We start from the raw sequence: 16,034 nt of genomic DNA on the forward strand, positions 1-16,034 counted from the left end.
AGGCGCAATTGCAATTGCCGACGAAATCCTTTTGATGATCGCCGCACCCCAACCGTCAAAGGCCCCTCCGCACATGTTTTCCGAGATGCGCGCTCTGCAGAGCCCCACCGGCGCCACGCTTGCGCTGCGCCATGGCGGAAGCAGCACCGGGGAAAAGGGCATCGTCCTGATCAGCCACGGCCTGGCGGAGCACGCCGGCCGCTATGGCCCGTTCGCGCAACACCTCGCCGCCAGCGGATTTCATGTCTACGCCCACGACCATCGCGGCCACGGCGCCACGACCGCCCCGGATGCGCCGCTCGGCCGCTTCGCCGCTCGGGACGGGCACGACGTGGCGCTGCTCGACATGCTCGCTGTGCGCGAGGCAGCGGCAGCCCTGCACCCCGGCCTGCCGGTCATCCAGTTCGGCCACTCGATGGGCGGCTTGCTCGCGCTCGCCTTTGCCGAGGCCTATCCCGAAAAGATCGACGCCCTCGCCTTCTGGAATGCCAATCACCGACCGGGACTTTCCGGCCGCGCCGCCCAGATGCTGCTGCTGGTCGAGCGCATGCTGAAGGGCTCGGATGTGCCAAGCCAACTGCTGCCGCGTCTCACCTTCGCGGCTTGGGGCAAGGCCGTACCGGATCACCGCACGGAGTTCGACTGGCTCTCGCACGATCCAAAGCAGGTCGAGCTCTACCTGGCCGATCCGCTCTGCGGCTTCGATGCCAGCGTGTCGCTGTGGCTCGACATCTTTCGCCTCGCCTATTCCGGCGCCGACCGCGCGCGCCTTGCCAGGCTGCCGCGCTCGCTGCCCATCCATATCGCCGGCGGCGACGAGGATCCGGCCACGGACTTCGCCCGGGCGACATCCTGGCTGGCGGCCCGCATGAAGAAGGCGGGCCTTGCCGAGGTGACGTCGGTGGTCTATCGCGGTCTTCGCCACGAAACGCTGAACGAGCGGCTGGATCTGCGCGAAAAGCCCCTTGAGGATTTCGTCCGCTGGTGCCTGAAGGTGGCGGCAACCCGAAAACATCCCGGTGACTGACATGAGCACGCACGCCGCCTCCCCCCGAGCAGCCGTCCGCAACGAGGTCGGGCTCGGCCTTTCGCTGATGGTGGTTTCGGTGCTGATCGCCCCGGTCATCGACATATTCTCCAAGCTTGCTGTGGCAGACGTGCCGGCAACGGTCATCACGCTGTGCCGCTTCGTGTTCCAGACGCTGACGCTGCTGCCGATCGTGCTCTGGCGCGGCTCGCTGTTCGACCTGACGCGCAAGAAGGTGGCGCTGCATGCCGTGCGCGGCCTGATGACGGCGATCGTCATGATCAGCTTTGTCACGGCGCTTTCGGTGATGGAGCTTGCCGATGCGCTGGCGATCTTCTTCGTCGAGCCGATCATCCTGACGATCCTCGGCGCGATCTTCCTCAAGGAGACCATCGGCTGGCGCCGCTACACGGCCTGCGCGGTCGGCTTCATGGGTGCCCTGCTCGTCATTCAGCCGAGCCTGCAGGAGGTCGGCCCGGTGGCGCTGCTGCCGATCGTCTCGGCATTCTGTCTGGCCATATTCCTCCTGATCACCCGTATGGCCGCACAGAGCGAGGACCCATGGTCGATGCAATTGCACACCGGCCTGTGGGGCGCAGGCTTTACTGTGATCGCGCTCGCGGCGGGCGGCCATTTCGGCTGGCCGATGTTCACCGCCGTAATGCCGCAGGGCGATACCGTGATCTACATCGTCGGTGCCGGCATCGCCGCAACGATCTCCGGCATCTTCGGCGCCTATGCCTACCGCCATGCGCCGGCCTCGGTTCTGGCTCCGCTGCAATACCTCGAAATCGTTTCGGCGACGGTGCTCGGCTGGTGGGTCTTCGGCGACCTGCCCGATGCGCTCAAATGGCTCGGCATCGGCATCATCATCGGCTCCGGCCTCTATGTGATCTGGCGGGAGCACAGGCTGCGCAGGCGGGCGATGCAGCCGCCACCGCTGCCGATTGTCTGACGAGCGGCAGTTGGCCGGCGAGAATTGAGAAATGCCAGGCGGTTAGTCCGGCCACTCATCAAGTCATGCGGCCTTGACGCTATCGCCGGCCGGCCAACTTTGGTATCCAGAACGCCCGTGCCGGCAACAAGAAGCCGAAAAGGTCCCTCCGGCGCCGGCGAGGAGGATACCCATGGAAGTGAAGACCCTGCCGCTCTCCGGCATCCGTGTCATCGAACTTGCGCGCGTGCTCGCAGGCCCCTGGGCGGGCCAGATGCTGGCCGATCTCGGCGCCGACGTGATCAAGGTCGAAAATCCGGACGGCGGCGACGACACCCGTGCCTGGGGCCCACCCTTCGTCACGGGAAAAGACGGCGAGAACCTTTCCTCCGCCTATTACCATTCGACCAACCGCAACAAGCGCGCCATCGCTTTGGATTTCCGCTCGGCGGAAGACCTGGAGGTCGCCCGCCGGCTCATTCGCACCGCCGACGTTGTCATCGAGAATTTCAAGGTCGGCGGCCTTGAGAAATACGGGCTCGACTACAAGAGCCTTGCCGCCGTGAATCCTCGGCTCGTCTATTGCTCGATCACCGGTTTCGGACAGGACGGGCCGTATGCCGCCCGGGCGGGCTATGACTATATCGTCCAGGGAATGTCCGGCTTCATGTCGGTCACCGGTGCGCCGGATGGCGAGCCGATGAAGGCCGGCGTCGCCATTGCCGACATCTTTACCGGCATCTATTCGGTGGCCGCCATTCAGGCAGCCCTGATCCACGCCATGCGCACCGGCCGTGGCCAGCAGATCGACATGGCCCTGCTCGATGTGCAGTCCGCCGTCATGGCGAACCAGAACATGAACTACCTCGTCTCCGGCATCGCCCCCACCCGGCTCGGCAACGCCCACCCCAACATCACCCCCTACGAGGTGATCGAGACGGCCGACGGCCACATCATCCTTGCGGTCGGAAACGACGGGCAGTTTCAGCGCTTCTGCGCGATCCTCGGCCGGAACGACCTGCCGGCCGACGAGCGCTTCTCGACCAACAAGTCGCGCGTCAAGCATCGGGCTGACCTTCGCCCGCTGATCCTGGAGCAGAGCCGTAACTGGACCAAGTCGGACCTGCTCTCCGCCTGCGAACGCAACGGCGTCCCGGCCGGTCCGATCAACTCGATCGCCGAAACCTTCGACGACCCGCAGATCAAGGCGCGCGGCATGCGGCTCGATCTCGCCGACCGTGACGGCAACAGCATCCCCGGCGTGCGCACCCCGATCATCTTCTCGGAAACGCCGCTGTCCTACGACCGACCAAGCCCCCGGCTCGGCGAACATTCGAGCGAGATCCTGGCCGAACTTGAAGCCATCGAAGAAAAAAGGAAGTCTGCATGAGCGCGCCGGTGATGCATAACGTGACGCATGGTTCGCCTCAGGCTTCCGGCCATACCACGCCCAGGACGGGCGGGCAGCTCATTGTCGATGCACTTGTCGCCAATGGCGTCAGGCGGCTGTCCTGCGTGCCCGGCGAAAGCTATCTCGCCGTTCTCGACGCGCTGCACGACACCGACATCGACGTCGTTGTGTGCCGCCAGGAAGGTGGGGCTGCCATGATGGCGGACTGCTGGGGCAGGCTGACCGGCGAACCCGGCATCTGCATGGTCACCCGCGGGCCCGGCGCCACCAATGCCTCCGCCGGCCTGCACATCGCCAGGCAGGACTCGGTGCCGATGATCCTGTTCATCGGCCAGGTCCAGCGCGAGGCTCGCGAGCGCGAGGCGTTCCAGGAGATCGAATACCGCCGCGCCTTCACCGAGGTCGCCAAATGGGTGGCCGAGATCGACGACGCCCGGCGCATTCCGGAATTCGTCACGCGCGCCTTTGCGGTCGCAACCTCCGGCAGGCCCGGTCCCGTCGTCCTGGCGCTGCCGGAGGACATGCTGACGGAGACGGTGCATGCGCCCGCAGCGCTCCCCTTCACCCCGGTCGAGGCGCATCCCGGCCCGCGCCAGATCGCCCGGCTGAAAGCCCTGCTGGAGAAGGCAGAACGCCCCGTCGTTATTCTCGGCGGCAGCCGCTGGGACGAAAAGAGCGTCGCCGGTTTTTCCGCCTTTGCCGAGCGCTGGTCGCTACCCGTCGCCTGCTCCTTCCGCCGGCAGATGCTGTTCGACCATCTGCACCCGAATTACGCGGGCGATTCCGGCATCGGCATCAACCCGGCCCTCGGCAGGGAGATCCGCGATGCCGATCTCGTGCTGCTTCTTGGCGGGCGATACTCCGAGATGCCGTCCTCCAACTACACGCTGTTGGAGAGCCCCTACCCGTCGCAGACGTTGGTCCATGTCCATCCCGATCCTTCCGAGCTCGGCCGCATCTATCGACCGGAGCTTGCGATCTGCGCCGGGCCGAAGGAATTCGTCGATGCGCTCGCGGACCTGGCACCGCCGTCACCGCCCCGCTGGGCGGAGCGGACCACGGCCATGCATGCGGCCTATCTCAACTGGTCGACGCCACCCGCAAGCGGACCGGGCGAGGTCCACATGGGACCGATCATGGCCTGGATCGAAGAGAACGTGCCCGAGGACGCGATCTTCACCAACGGCGCCGGCAACTACGCCACCTGGCTGCACCGGTTCCACCGCTTCCGTCGTTATGCGACGCAGGCTGCCCCCACGTCCGGCTCCATGGGCTACGGTCTGCCCGCTGCGGTCGCAGCCAAGCAGTTGTTTCCGGAACGCGAGGTGATCTGCTTTGCCGGCGACGGCTGCTTCCTGATGCACGGGCAGGAATTCGCCACTGCCGTCCGCTACCGCCTGCCGATCATCACGATCGTCGTCAACAACGGCATCTACGGCACGATCCGCATGCATCAGGAGCGCGAGTATCCGGGACGCGTCAGCGCCACCGACCTCACCAACCCGGATTTCGCAGCCATGGCGGTCTCCTATGGCGGTCATGGCGAGGTGGTGACGAAGACGGACGAGTTCGCTCCCGCATTCCTGCGCGCGCGTGAAAGCGGCAAGCCGTCCATCATCGAGGTGAAGCTCGATCCGGAAGCGATCACGCCCGCACGCACGCTTTCACAGATCAAGGACGGCCGCTAGTCCAGAGCAACCCCGTCCCCGGAGTTGCCTATGGTCCCGCGATCACTGCATGATCCGGCGCCGAAGCAATGCCGCCTCGGCTGGATACGCAGGCAACGCGCCGGCCGTTCCTGCGTCTGACGACGTCAGCCGCGCAGGTGCTGCGTCTGGCCGTAGATGTTGGTGGAACGTGCGCCGGAACGGCAATAGCCCAGCATGGGCCGCGGCAACTCGTCCAGCGCGTCGACCATGTCGCGGACGGCATCCGCCGTCACGCCCATTGGGCCGACCGGGATGTGGCGAATATCGAGGCCCAGTTCGGCCGCGCGCGACGCGATCGCTGAAAATTCCGGCTGGTCGGGGCTTTCATGGTCGGGCCGGTGGCACACGATCGACTTGAACCCCATCGCCTTGATCTCGTCCAGATCCTCGACGCTGATCTGCCCGGAGACCGAATATTCGTCGTTGACCGCGCGAATCTCCATGATGCGTGCCCTTCCTCAGTTCTGCTGGCCACCGATGTAGGCTCGCCGGCGCCGGACGTCAATTGCGCCCGCTTCAGCGCAGCTCGAAGGAAAGACCGTAGTCGACCGTCTCTCCGGACGCAAAATCCTTCATTTCTCCGGACGCGATCAGCTCCGCCCGGCCCGCCAGCCGGTGCGACACCGGCTCCAGCCCCATCACGTGGCAGCCGGGAGACTGGTTACGCCAGACCTGCAGGTAGGGCAGCGTATCGACGCGGAAGCGCAGATGCAGGCTGCGCCCGCCAAGTGCCGCGATCGGGCCGATCGCAACCTCCGCCCATCCATGCTGCGCGCTCTGCGCCGCGGCAACGCAGAAGATCCGCATGTCGCCCTCGCCGAACCGCCAAGGCAGAGTGCCGCCCTCGAGCATGGCGCCGGTCAGCCGGGTTCCATCGTCGAACAGCCGGGTGTTGAAATTGACGTGGTACATCGCAACGGGAGGCCAGCCGCGATCGCCGGTATTTGTCACCTTGTCGTCGAGCGTGATGTGGCCGGTCTTGCGATCGGCTCTCCACAGGCGTTTCAACTCGGCCGTCTCGCCATTTGCAAGCGCGACCGGAACAATCGCCGTACACACGACCTCGCCCTCATCCTCCTCGAACAGGATATCCTTGGCCGGATGCGAGGATAGCGAACCATGCAAGGGATAGCACCGCCCGTCGGCTGCCCCCTCCACCGGCTCCGGATGACGGATATGATCGGGACCGCAGGTGAACATGAAGCCCGGCAGCGCCCTGTCTATCCGCGGGTCGCCATCCGAGGGAATGGCGGCCCCCGGCGCCAGGTTGACGCCGCGGAAGATTGCCTCCCTCAGATCCAGGGCCGACTTGGGATCGAGCGCGATATCGAAACTGTGCACGCCGTTTTCGGCGGTCAGGGCGAGGGTCATGTCTGCTCCCGGAATCGTCATTTGCTGCGATGCTAGCCCACCCCGGGCGAAACCGATACCGCTTTCGCCCGGGTACAGGCGTCGTTGGGAACTCCGCTGAGCAGCGACGCGTTATGCCTCCCGTACAGGGTGATTGTGAGTGACAAGGACGGGCCGGCGGCACGGGCGATGCAAATGTTAGCAGTCCGTTAACCGTCATTTCACTTTTTCCATATTAAGGTCGAAATTGAGTGCGACGTCCCCGAAATTAGCGCTGACGACAGGTTGATTCCGTGAATTCCGTTTTGAAAACAAGCATTTCTCTGCTTACGCTCGTAGCGGTCCTCGCCGCCGTACCCGCCAGAGCCCAGAGCGTTTACGGGGAACGCCGCGAACGCATGGTTCTCGTCACGCCGGAAGGCGACCTGCTCGACTACATTCCCGCCGACGGTAGCGTCCGCGTCGCGCATGACGGCCAGGGGCGGCGTGTCTATATCGACGCCTGGGGCAACATCGTCGCGACCGCGATGCCGGCCGAGCGCTATTTCGCGCGCGGCGAGCGGCGCGATTTCCGCCGTGACCGCTACCGACAGGTTGAAGGCTTTCCGGAAACCTCGCCAGACTATTTTCCACCCGCGCCCGGCAACGACGATTTCGGCGACGAGCTGACGACCGGATCCGTACCCGACTATCGGGACCGCATGCCTGGTGCCGTCGATCGCTCGACCTTGCCCGAACCCATGCCGGGCGAGGCCTATCCGCAGGCCGAGTACCCGCAGGACGGCGGCAACGACATGGCCTCCCTGCCGGAAGCCCCCTTCGACGGGCAGTCGGACTTCGTTCCCGGCCCGCGCTTTCCGACCGCCACGCCGATCGGCAAGAAGTCGTCGGCCGAGGTGACAGCACTCCAGGTGTTTCTGGATCGCGAAGGCTTCTCGCCCGGCGTCATCGACGGCAAGAAAGGCTCGAACGTCACCAAGGCCATCGAAGCCTGGCAGGCTGCGACCGGCGAAACGCTCGATCCCAACGACACCGAGGCGATCGTCGAACGGCTGCGCCTGAACGGCGGCTTGCCCTTCATCACCTATGAGATCACCGCCGCGGATGCCGCCGGCCCCTACGTCGCTTCCATCCCGGAAGACTATGCGCACAAGGCGGCACTCCCCGCCCTCTCCTTCACCTCCACCACGGAAATGCTCGCCGAGCGCTTCCACATGGACGAGTCATATCTGAAGGAGATGAACCCCGGCGTGGACTTCTCCATCCCGGGCACCATCGTCAAGGTGATCAACGTCGGCGAGCCGAAGAAGGGCAAGGTCGCAAAGATCCTGGCCGACAAGGGCCGCAAGCAGGTGCTTGCCTATGACGAGGCCGGCACGCTCATTGCGGCCTATCCCGCCAGCATCGGTTCGGCCGACACGCCCTCGCCGTCCGGCACGGTGACGGTGGAGCGCATCGCCCTCAACCCGAACTACACCTACAATCCGAAGATCAATTTCCAGCAGGGCGCCAACGACAAGGTCCTGACGCTGCAGCCCGGCCCCAACGGTCCGGTCGGCACGGTCTGGATCGCGCTGTCGAAGCCGACCTATGGCATCCACGGCACCCCGGAGCCTTCCAAGATCGGCAAGACGCAAAGCCACGGCTGCATCCGCCTCACCAACTGGGATGCGACCGAACTTGCCAAGATGACCTCGAAGGGCGTGACCGTCGAATTCGTTGACTGACGGTCACGGAGATCGCAAGAAGCGCGGAAGACCGGCTCAAACCCAGATGTCATTTTGCGCCGTGCGATCTCCACCGGCATGCCCGGTGTTGAGAACGCCGCGCGGCTCGATGAGCAGGAGGTAAACTTCCTTCTCGGCGAAAGGCTTATGTTCGACGCCCTTGGGCAAAACGAACATTTCGCCGGGGCCTATCGAAACCGCGCCATCGCGGAAATCAATCCGCAGCTGCCCGCGCAGCACGATGAATGTTTCATCCGTATCGACATGGTCATGCCAGATGAAATCGCCCTCGATACGCACGACCTTGAACTGGTAGTCGTTCATTTCCGCGATAACGCGCGGCTGCCAGAGATCGGTAATCTTCGCGAGCTTTTCCGAAAAATTGATGGCTTGGCGTGTGTTTGTCATTCTGTCCGCTCCATTGTCGAATGGGCAAAACTAGAAATCTTCGCCACGCCAATCTTGAACGATCGTGCAGCGCTCACCCCTGGACCAGCGTTCTCCAGCGGGCGGGCGTAATGCCGAAGGCGTTTCGGAAATGTCTCGTAAAGTGCGCCTGATCGGCAAATCCTGCATTCAGGGCAGCCTGGACAAGCGGCTGTCCTGCGATGATTGCGGCCCTGGCCCGTTCAAGCCGACGCAGGATCAGGTGACGGTAGGGACTGGTGCCGAAGAGTGCCCTGAAGTCGCGCGACAGCTTCCATCTGTCTTGCCCCGTAACCCGTTCGAGTTCCGCCAGGGAAACGCCTTCTCCTGCGACGTCTCGGATATACTGGCGAGCCGTATCCGCAGCCCGATAGTCCGACGGTGCGATGCGTCGCACGCCAGCGGACGATCCGGCTGCTTCCAGGGCACGAGCAAGATCAAAGACCGCATCGTCATATTGAAGCGCTTCCATCGGCTCGGACATATGGGCGACAATGTCGTCTATTGCCTTCAGTAGCCGTGGATCGTCCGACACGCCTCCGGGAACAAACGGAAGCGACCTGCACCCGCCGAGAGCTTTTTGTACAAGCGCCGGGTCCAGATAGATCATCCGGTAGTGAAATCCGTCCTCGGTTCCAGCCTGTCCGTCGTGCGGCTCGTCAGGGTGCAGAACTATCGCGTTGCCGGGAAAGCCGTCACTGACCTGTCCCCTGTAATGAAACCGCTGGACGCCGGAAATCGTGCGGCCGATTGCATAGGTATCATGACGATGCGGCTCATAGGCTTGGCCGGAGAAAAACGCCTCGATGCGTTCGCACCCGTCCATGCCGGAGGCAAGATTTATCCAGCCACCGGTGACACTGGCCGACAAGTCCTCGACTGCGCCCACTCCCGCATCCACGCGACTATTCCTCTATCGGCGCCGGAACAACACCCACCCAAGCGACGGCTTTGCGACTGAAGCTTGCAACGCCGCAAATTTGGCAATTCTGCGACAGGCAGGTGTGCAGGAATGCTCCACGAAGAGGTACTCGGCGAGAGAACCACGCAAGACACCCGTGGTGGCACGAAACGCGACATCGATATCGGCTGGAATCGACATCTCAGTTGGGCCGGGCCATCGAGGCCGGCCTGTTGGTTTCCGCAGTCTCCATCCTCGAGGAAAGACGGCGCGCCTGGCGCCGTCTTCCAACCTCGTCAGGCGGCGCGGACGTAGCCGTTGGAGGGGGCTGCGACCGCCTGGCCGCTGGTGCGGAAGGCGCTGAGCTGGGTTGCGATCGAGGCGGCCTCCTGCGTCAGCGCCTGGCTGGCCGCATTGGCCTGCTCCACCATCGAAGCGTTCTGCTGGGTAATCTGGTCCATTGCGTTGATCGCCTGGTTCACGGCCTGCAGGCCGGTTGCCTGCTCGGCGGTGCTGGCGCGGATCGCCGAGAAGACCGAGCTGACCTCCACCACCTGGGTGACGATCTGGCGCAGCGACTGGGCGACTTCGTTGACCGAGCGCACGCCGTCTTCGACCTGCCCGTGCGACTTGGCGATCAGGTCCTGAATGTCCTTGGCGGCATCGGCGCAGCGCTGCGCCAGCGCCCGCACCTCGGATGCGACGACCGCAAAACCGCGGCCCGCCTCTCCGGCGCGCGCCGCCTCGATGCCTGCATTCAGCGCCAAAAGATTGGTCTGGAAGGCGATTTCGTCGATGACTTCGATGATGTTCGCGATGCTGGCCGACGATTGCTGGATCTCCTGCATGGCGGAGATCGCCTGCTCGACGACCTCGCCGCTGCGTTCGGCGTTGCCGCGTGCGGCGACGACGAGCGTGTTGGCCTCGTTGGCGCTCTGTGCGGTCTGGCGCACCGTCGTCGTGACTTCCTCGACCGCGGCGGCCGTTTCCTCGAGATTGGCCGCCTGCCGCTCGGTGCGCTTGGCCAGATCGTCGGACGCGGCCGCGATCTCGCGGACGCTGACGTTGATCGATCCCGCGCCGGCATTGATGCCGCTGATGGCGGCAGAGAGCGCGGAGATGGCGTGGTTGAAGTCGCTGCGAAGGGACTCGTAGGCTTCCGGCAGGCCGCCCTCGATGCGCGCCGTCAGATCGCCATCCGCAATGCGCTTCAAGGCAGCCCCAAAGCTGTCGCCGACGATCCGCCGCTCCTCGGCCACCGTCTTTTCCTGCACCGCCTGCTGCTTGGAGACATCAGAGGCGTCCATGTAGACCGAGATGGAGAGATCCATGTCGAGGAATACGGCCTTGATCAGCGCGGACAGGCGCGCGGCGGCTTCTGCGGCGCTGGTTTCCGAGCGCGTGAAGAGGCCGGACTTCGGCCACATCTCCCTGAGAGCAACCGTCAGAAGGTGCTCGACGATCAACGCATATCCGCCGATGTACCAGCGCGGCTCCAGACCGATGCGGGCGTGGATCTTTCCGATCGACAGAACCTTGGCAGCGTATCCCGCATTGAAATCCGCGTTCCAGATATTGCCCCAGTGACCGAGTTGCGCGTTCTTCGCATGATTTATGTGCGCGTCGTTGGAGAACAGGTGGCTGACCTCCGGGCTCTTGCGGACCACGGCGTAGAATCGGTCGAGCGCGGGCGCGAGTTCGCGCTCCAGGAAGGGCTTGAGCGAGCGCAGGTCCCTCAGGGCCTTCGCATCGAGGGCAAGGTATTCGAGACGACGCGCGAGGTCGGCATTGTTGCCGGTGGAGGAGGCGGCTGCGCTCATGGGATTTTCCGTGCTTTGGGGGCTTTGCGATCGATTGCCCATTTTTTCCGGAAACACCGCCCTTCCGGGTCGGTGTCATTCGCGCGATTCATGGCGCTTCGACAGGGGAAACGAGTCTGTCTGAAAAGTGGCAGTCGTCCATCTTAGTACGCCCGCGATGGTAAATTCTTCCTTTAGCAAATCCGTTCATTCCGCGCTCCGGCGCGCGCATTTGGTCGCAGCCTCCATTTTCATGCGCATCCGCACGAACGCCTCCGTCACCCATGGCGACGAAGGCGTTGAAGAAGAGACGGGCGATGTGTCGCCGTCAGGCGGCGCGGACGTTGTGCCGGACGGAACTGCGCGTTCCGGGGGAGCGCCGCACCGGAACGTGGCGCAGGACTTCCTCGGCGAAGAGCCGCGCATTCTCGCGCGCCTTGTCGAGGTTGGAAACGCGCTGCGGATCCATCGATCGCAGCGTGCCTCCACAGTCGAAGATCTCACGAAACGCGACCCGCTCGGCGATCGGCGTATCAAGGACGGCCACGCCGCGCTCGGCAAGCAGTTGCTTGATGGCGACCATGGCACGCGTGGTGACGACGGTGCTCATTCTGGTCAGCACGACGGAATGGTCGATCCGCACGCCCGCACGCTGATCCAGCTGCTGCAGCAGCTCCAGGATCTGCGCGCCGCCACGCGCATCCATCGCACAGCCCTGGATCGGGATCATCACATGGTCCGAAAGGCCGATCGCAGTCGCGACCAGCGCATCGCGGGTGCCCGCCAGGTCGACGATGAAGTAGTCGGTATTATCGCGGTTCTCGCGGATGTGCGACTGCAGCGACCCCATCGAGACCTCGGAAATGACGGTGAGGTTGCGTTGCACGCCTGAGACTTCGTACCAGCTGGTGATCCAGCGTTGCGGATCGGCATCCAGAATGGTGACGCGGTAGCCTTGGGCCGCCAGTTCGGTGGCAAGGATCAATGCTGCTGTTGTCTTGCCCGCTCCACCCTTTGCGTTGGCGAATGTGATTACCGGCATTTCGAATTCCTCATATAGGCGGCACGAGCCCCTCATCGCTCTGTAGAAGGCGCGAAGCGGGATGGCGCCCTGTTAACCAATCTTTCAGAACATGGTTAACGATTTGCAAACGGAGGGTACGCCGGATCTGCATAGGCTGCCGAAATGCCGCATTCGGAGATCGAGATCACTCAGGTCAGCCGCGGCCGCCGGCAGCGTGCTGGTAGCACATCCGGGCGAAGGGGCCGGCGGCTTCACGACCACCGAGTTCGACGCGCGCCATCACGTCGCGGACGAAGGCCTGCATGTTGACCATGGCCTTGTCGAAACTGCGCCCCCGCGCTTCATTCAGCGTGTAGAGCGTGCCGGGATGCTCGAACATCTCGCGATAGGCCCCGCGCTCCGTGATCGGCGTTTCGATCATCGCCATGCCCCGCAGCAGCAGCAGGTCGCGCACTTTCCGCAACGACCGCGTCGTCACCAGCGGATTGACGCGCGAAAGCACGACGGCACGGTTGATCCGGCCGCGCGCATTGGCCTCGATATACTGGATAAGCTCGATCACCTGCATGGCACCCGCCGCGTCCATCGCGCTGCCCTGCACCGGCACGAGAACGAGGTCGCAAAGCCCGAGCGTCAGGGCCAGCAGCACGTCGCGCGCGCCCGACAGGTCCACGATCACGTCGCAGCCGGGCCTGTGCAGCCGCCTGAGATACTCCGGCAGGGTTGAGGGCGTGGCGTCCGTAATCGCGAGGATGCGCCCGTCGCCGCATTTGTCCGCCCAGTTGGCAGCAAGCCGCAGCGGATCGCAATCTATGATGACGACGTCCGACCCTGATCGCGCAAGTTCCGTTGCCAGCAACACTGCCGCCGTCGTCTTGCCCGAACCACCCTTTGCATTTGCTACAGCTATGACCGCCATCGGCCTTCCAACATTGGCACGACCCTGCGCCTGGTCGCATGCCCTACCCCGTAGAAGGCTGCCCCAACGTTCCTAACGAGTGGTAAAGAGGCCGCAGATTAGTGCCGGCGCGGCCCATCCCGAGGCCGCGCATCGCCAAGGCCGTCGTCACGGGCCGCTGGGAGATCCGAAATGCAAGGACCCGGCGCACGCGCACCGGGTCCTCGTCTTGTCGCTCGCCTTTCGGTTCAGATGCACTCTGCGAAGAGCTTCTTCGCGGCATCGAGCGTCAGCTCGACCGGATTGCCGCCTGCCGTCGGATCGACGATCGCCATCGCGGCCATTTCGTCGATGCGGTCGGTGCCGACGCCAAGCGCAGACAGTTTGTCGGGAACGCCGAGCTCGGCACGCAGTTGCAGGACATAGTCGTAGAACCCGTCGAAGCCGCCGGAAATACCGAGATAGGCGGCAGCAGCGGCGATCCTGTCTTCGATTGCCGGCCGGTTGAAGCGCAGCACCGGCGGCATCACCACCGCATTGGTCATGCCGTGATGGGTATTGTAGATGGCACCCACGGGATGCGACAGCGAGTGGATCGCGCCGAGCCCCTTCTGGAAGGCGACCGCCCCCATTGCCGCTGCCGACATCATGTTGGCGCGCGCCTCGATGTCGCTGCCGTCCGCATAGGCCCGTGGGAGATATTCCTTCACCAGCCGCAGGCCTTCCAGGGCGATGCCCTGGCTCATGGGGTGATAGAACGGCGAGGAGTAGGCCTCCAGGCAATGGGCGAAGGCGTCCATGCCGGTGCCCGCCGTGATCACCTTGGGCATTCCGACCGTCAGCTCCGGATCGCAGATCGTCACTGCTGGCAGGAACTTCGGATGGAAGATCACCTTCTTAGTGTGGGTCTCGGAATTGGTGATGACTGAGGCGCGCCCGACCTCGGAGCCGGTGCCCGCCGTCGTCGGCACGGCAATGATCGGGGCGATGCCCTCGACGGAGGCACGCGTCCACCAGTCGCCGATATCCTCGAAGTCCCAGACGGGCCGCGTCTGCCCCACCATGAAGGCCACCGCCTTGCCGAGATCGAGGCCCGAGCCGCCGCCGAAGGCGACGACGCCGTCATGGCCGCCGTCGCGGAACGCCTTGACGCCCGCTTCGAGATTCTTGTCGTTCGGGTTCGGATCGACGTCGGCGAAAATCGCCCGGCCGAGGCCGGCGGCGTCGAGAATGTCGAGAGCATTCTGCGTGATCGCCATCGGCGCCAGACCGCGGTCGGTGATCAGCAGTGGCTTCTTCATCCCGACTGCCTTGCAGTGGTCGGCAAGTTCCTTGATGCGCCCCGCGCCAAATTTGATGGCGGTCGGATAGCTCCAGTTGGCAGTGATGGTCATGCGAGTGCTTTCCTGAGGTGATAGGATTTCGGGCGGGTGAGATTGTGGAAGCCGATGACGGAGAGCGAGCCGCCGCGGCCTGTCTCCTTCACGCCGGTCCAGCACAGCGCCGGATCGAGATAATCGGCGCGGTTCATGAACACGGTGCCGGTCTCCAGCTCCCCGCCAAGGCGCGCGGCACGCTCGGCGTCCTGCGTCCAGAGCGAGACAGTCAGCCCGTACTTGCAGTCGTTCATCAGCTTGAGCGCTTCCTCGTCGTTCTTCACTTTCATGATGCCGACGGCTGGCCCGAAGGTCTCTTCCTTCATGAATTCCATCGAATGGTCGACATCGACGAGGACCTGCGGGGCGATATAGGCGCCGCCATCGTCGGCCGGAAACAGCTTCGGGTCGACAAGGGCCTTCGCACCGCGCGACACCGCGTCGGCGATCTGCGCCCGAACCGTCGCCGCAAAGCGCTTGTTCGCCATCGGACCAAGCGTGGTTTCCTTGTCCAAAGGATTGCCGAGCTTGTAGTTGGAGACCCAGGCGACCGATTTCTCGACGAACGCGTCGTACAGCTTCTCGTTGACGTAGACCCGCTCGATACCGCAGCAGCACTGGCCGGAATTGTAGGTGGCGCCGTCCATCAGCGTGTCGACGGCGGCGTCCAGATCCGCATCCTCCATCACATAGCCCGGATCCTTGCCGCCGAGTTCGAGACCGATAGGCGTGAACGTGCCGGCAGCGGCGCGCTCGATCGCCCGCCCGCCCTCCACCGAGCCGGTGAAATTGATGAAGTCGAAACTGTTGGCGGCGATCAGCGCCGAGGTGGTGTCATGGTCGAGGAAGACGTTCTGGAACACGTCCTCCGGCACGCCGGCCTCTACGAACGCCCGCACCATCCGCTCGCCGACGAGCAGCGTCTGCGCGGCATGCTTGATGATCACCGTATTGCCGGCCATCAGCGCCGGCGCGATCGTGTTGATCGCAGTCATGTAGGGATAGTTCCAGGGCGCGATGACGAAGACCACGCCATGCGGTTCGCGCTCGATGCGTCGCTCGAAGCGGTCGCTGTTTTCGATGACGATCGGCGCCAGCGAGGAATGAGCGATTTCGGCGACATAGTTGGAGCGCTCGTTGAAACCCTTGAATTCGCCGCCGTAGCGTACCGGACGGCCCATCTGCCAGGCGAGTTCCGGAACGATCTCGTCGGCCATCTCGTTCAGCCGGGCGACGCCCTTCAGCACCAGTTGCACGCGGTCTTCCAGCGGCCGGCGGGCCCAGGCCTTCTGCGCCCTGCGCGCACGGGCGACGACATCCTTCGCCTTGTCCAGCGGCAGCGCTTCGCGCTCGGCGTAAACCGAGCCGTCGATGGGAGATATGCACTTGATCACGGTCATGATCGATTTCCTGTTGGTTCTGTCGGAATTCTGTTTTGACGCACCGGCTGCC

14 protein-coding genes are annotated in these 16,034 nt (G+C 64.1%); 5 read left to right on the forward strand and 9 right to left on the reverse strand.

The window, feature by feature from the left end; translation table 11 throughout:
• The first annotated feature begins 73 nt into the window (after window positions 1–73).
• The 4 genes from CRO48_RS12485 to CRO48_RS12500 all read left to right on the forward strand — a co-directional run bounded on the left by CRO48_RS12485 (window position 74) and on the right by CRO48_RS12500 (window position 5,060).
• On the forward strand, window positions 74–1,027 hold the full coding sequence (locus CRO48_RS12485) for an alpha/beta fold hydrolase (protein WP_097139704.1): 954 nt from the start codon (window positions 74–76) through the stop codon (window positions 1,025–1,027).
• Window position 1,028: 1 nt separating this feature from the next.
• The gene (locus CRO48_RS12490) at window positions 1,029–1,982 is read left to right on the forward strand and encodes a DMT family transporter (protein ID WP_097139706.1); all 954 of its coding nucleotides are present in this window, start codon (window positions 1,029–1,031) and stop codon (window positions 1,980–1,982) included.
• Between the two features lie 172 nt (window positions 1,983–2,154).
• Window positions 2,155–3,351, forward strand: coding sequence for a CaiB/BaiF CoA transferase family protein (locus CRO48_RS12495; RefSeq protein ID WP_097139708.1), 1,197 nt, complete (start codon window positions 2,155–2,157; stop codon window positions 3,349–3,351).
• Window positions 3,352–3,362: 11 nt separating this feature from the next.
• A complete protein-coding gene (locus CRO48_RS12500; RefSeq protein ID WP_097139960.1) occupies window positions 3,363–5,060 on the forward strand; it encodes a thiamine pyrophosphate-binding protein in 1,698 nt (565 codons plus the stop codon).
• 125 nt (window positions 5,061–5,185) lie between these two features.
• Here the strand turns inward: CRO48_RS12500 and CRO48_RS12505 are convergent, their stop codons facing one another.
• Together CRO48_RS12505 and CRO48_RS12510 are read right to left on the reverse strand one after the other, a co-directional pair.
• Window positions 5,186–5,524: a TIGR01244 family sulfur transferase gene (locus CRO48_RS12505; protein WP_097139709.1), complete on the reverse strand. Its 339-nt coding sequence runs from the start codon at window positions 5,522–5,524 to the stop codon at window positions 5,186–5,188.
• A 73-nt stretch (window positions 5,525–5,597) separates the two neighbouring features.
• Window positions 5,598–6,452 (reverse strand): DUF4432 family protein, encoded by an 855-nt coding sequence (locus tag CRO48_RS12510; protein ID WP_176526739.1) that lies wholly within the window; start codon window positions 6,450–6,452, stop codon window positions 5,598–5,600.
• Window positions 6,453–6,829: 377 nt separating this feature from the next.
• On the opposite strand from CRO48_RS12510, the gene CRO48_RS12515 reads away from it, so the two are divergent.
• Window positions 6,830–8,158 carry a L,D-transpeptidase family protein gene (locus tag CRO48_RS12515; RefSeq protein ID WP_176526750.1) on the forward strand — a complete coding sequence of 443 codons (1,329 nt, stop codon included), beginning with the start codon at window positions 6,830–6,832 and terminating at the stop codon, window positions 8,156–8,158.
• 36 nt (window positions 8,159–8,194) lie between these two features.
• On the opposite strand, the gene CRO48_RS12520 is transcribed toward CRO48_RS12515, so the two are convergent.
• From CRO48_RS12520 to CRO48_RS12550, 7 genes are all read right to left on the reverse strand, one after another.
• A complete protein-coding gene (locus CRO48_RS12520; protein WP_097139715.1) occupies window positions 8,195–8,566 on the reverse strand; it encodes a cupin domain-containing protein in 372 nt (123 codons plus the stop codon).
• A gap of 73 nt (window positions 8,567–8,639) precedes the next feature.
• Complete coding sequence (locus CRO48_RS12525; protein ID WP_245423502.1) at window positions 8,640–9,473, reverse strand: AraC family transcriptional regulator; 834 nt, start codon at window positions 9,471–9,473, stop codon at window positions 8,640–8,642.
• A gap of 308 nt (window positions 9,474–9,781) precedes the next feature.
• Window positions 9,782–11,305: a globin-coupled sensor protein gene (locus tag CRO48_RS12530; protein ID WP_176526740.1), complete on the reverse strand. Its 1,524-nt coding sequence runs from the start codon at window positions 11,303–11,305 to the stop codon at window positions 9,782–9,784.
• A gap of 307 nt (window positions 11,306–11,612) precedes the next feature.
• Window positions 11,613–12,326, reverse strand: a complete 714-nt coding sequence (locus CRO48_RS12535; protein ID WP_097139719.1) for a ParA family protein — start codon at window positions 12,324–12,326, stop codon at window positions 11,613–11,615.
• A gap of 175 nt (window positions 12,327–12,501) precedes the next feature.
• Window positions 12,502–13,227 carry a ParA family protein gene (locus tag CRO48_RS12540; protein ID WP_097139721.1) on the reverse strand — a complete coding sequence of 242 codons (726 nt, stop codon included), beginning with the start codon at window positions 13,225–13,227 and terminating at the stop codon, window positions 12,502–12,504.
• 227 nt (window positions 13,228–13,454) lie between these two features.
• Window positions 13,455–14,600 carry an iron-containing alcohol dehydrogenase gene (locus CRO48_RS12545; RefSeq protein ID WP_097139722.1) on the reverse strand — a complete coding sequence of 382 codons (1,146 nt, stop codon included), beginning with the start codon at window positions 14,598–14,600 and terminating at the stop codon, window positions 13,455–13,457.
• Window positions 14,597–15,982 carry an aldehyde dehydrogenase family protein gene (locus tag CRO48_RS12550; RefSeq protein ID WP_097139724.1) on the reverse strand — a complete coding sequence of 462 codons (1,386 nt, stop codon included), beginning with the start codon at window positions 15,980–15,982 and terminating at the stop codon, window positions 14,597–14,599. The genes CRO48_RS12545 and CRO48_RS12550 overlap by 4 nt, the downstream gene beginning before the upstream one ends.
• Window positions 15,983–16,034 lie beyond the last annotated feature (52 nt).

This window comes from Rhizobium subbaraonis (assembly GCF_900220975.1).
GTDB classification, from domain to species: domain Bacteria; phylum Pseudomonadota; class Alphaproteobacteria; order Rhizobiales; family Rhizobiaceae; genus Mycoplana; species Mycoplana subbaraonis.

Coding starts and splice junctions, on each gene's coding strand:
- CRO48_RS12545 (WP_097139722.1), bottom strand. CDS start 14,600: ATGACCATCACTGCCAACTGGAGCTATCCGACCGCCATCAAATTTGGC.
- CRO48_RS12485 (WP_097139704.1), top strand. CDS start 74: ATGTTTTCCGAGATGCGCGCTCTGCAGAGCCCCACCGGCGCCACGCTT.
- CRO48_RS12550 (WP_097139724.1), bottom strand. CDS start 15,982: ATGACCGTGATCAAGTGCATATCTCCCATCGACGGCTCGGTTTACGCC.
- CRO48_RS12520 (WP_097139715.1), bottom strand. CDS start 8,566: ATGACAAACACACGCCAAGCCATCAATTTTTCGGAAAAGCTCGCGAAG.
- CRO48_RS12530 (WP_176526740.1), bottom strand. CDS start 11,305: ATGAGCGCAGCCGCCTCCTCCACCGGCAACAATGCCGACCTCGCGCGT.
- CRO48_RS12495 (WP_097139708.1), top strand. CDS start 2,155: ATGGAAGTGAAGACCCTGCCGCTCTCCGGCATCCGTGTCATCGAACTT.
- CRO48_RS12500 (WP_097139960.1), top strand. CDS start 3,363: ATGCATAACGTGACGCATGGTTCGCCTCAGGCTTCCGGCCATACCACG.
- CRO48_RS12515 (WP_176526750.1), top strand. CDS start 6,830: ATGGTTCTCGTCACGCCGGAAGGCGACCTGCTCGACTACATTCCCGCC.
- CRO48_RS12505 (WP_097139709.1), bottom strand. CDS start 5,524: ATGGAGATTCGCGCGGTCAACGACGAATATTCGGTCTCCGGGCAGATC.
- CRO48_RS12490 (WP_097139706.1), top strand. CDS start 1,029: ATGAGCACGCACGCCGCCTCCCCCCGAGCAGCCGTCCGCAACGAGGTC.
- CRO48_RS12540 (WP_097139721.1), bottom strand. CDS start 13,227: ATGGCGGTCATAGCTGTAGCAAATGCAAAGGGTGGTTCGGGCAAGACG.
- CRO48_RS12510 (WP_176526739.1), bottom strand. CDS start 6,452: ATGACCCTCGCCCTGACCGCCGAAAACGGCGTGCACAGTTTCGATATC.
- CRO48_RS12535 (WP_097139719.1), bottom strand. CDS start 12,326: ATGCCGGTAATCACATTCGCCAACGCAAAGGGTGGAGCGGGCAAGACA.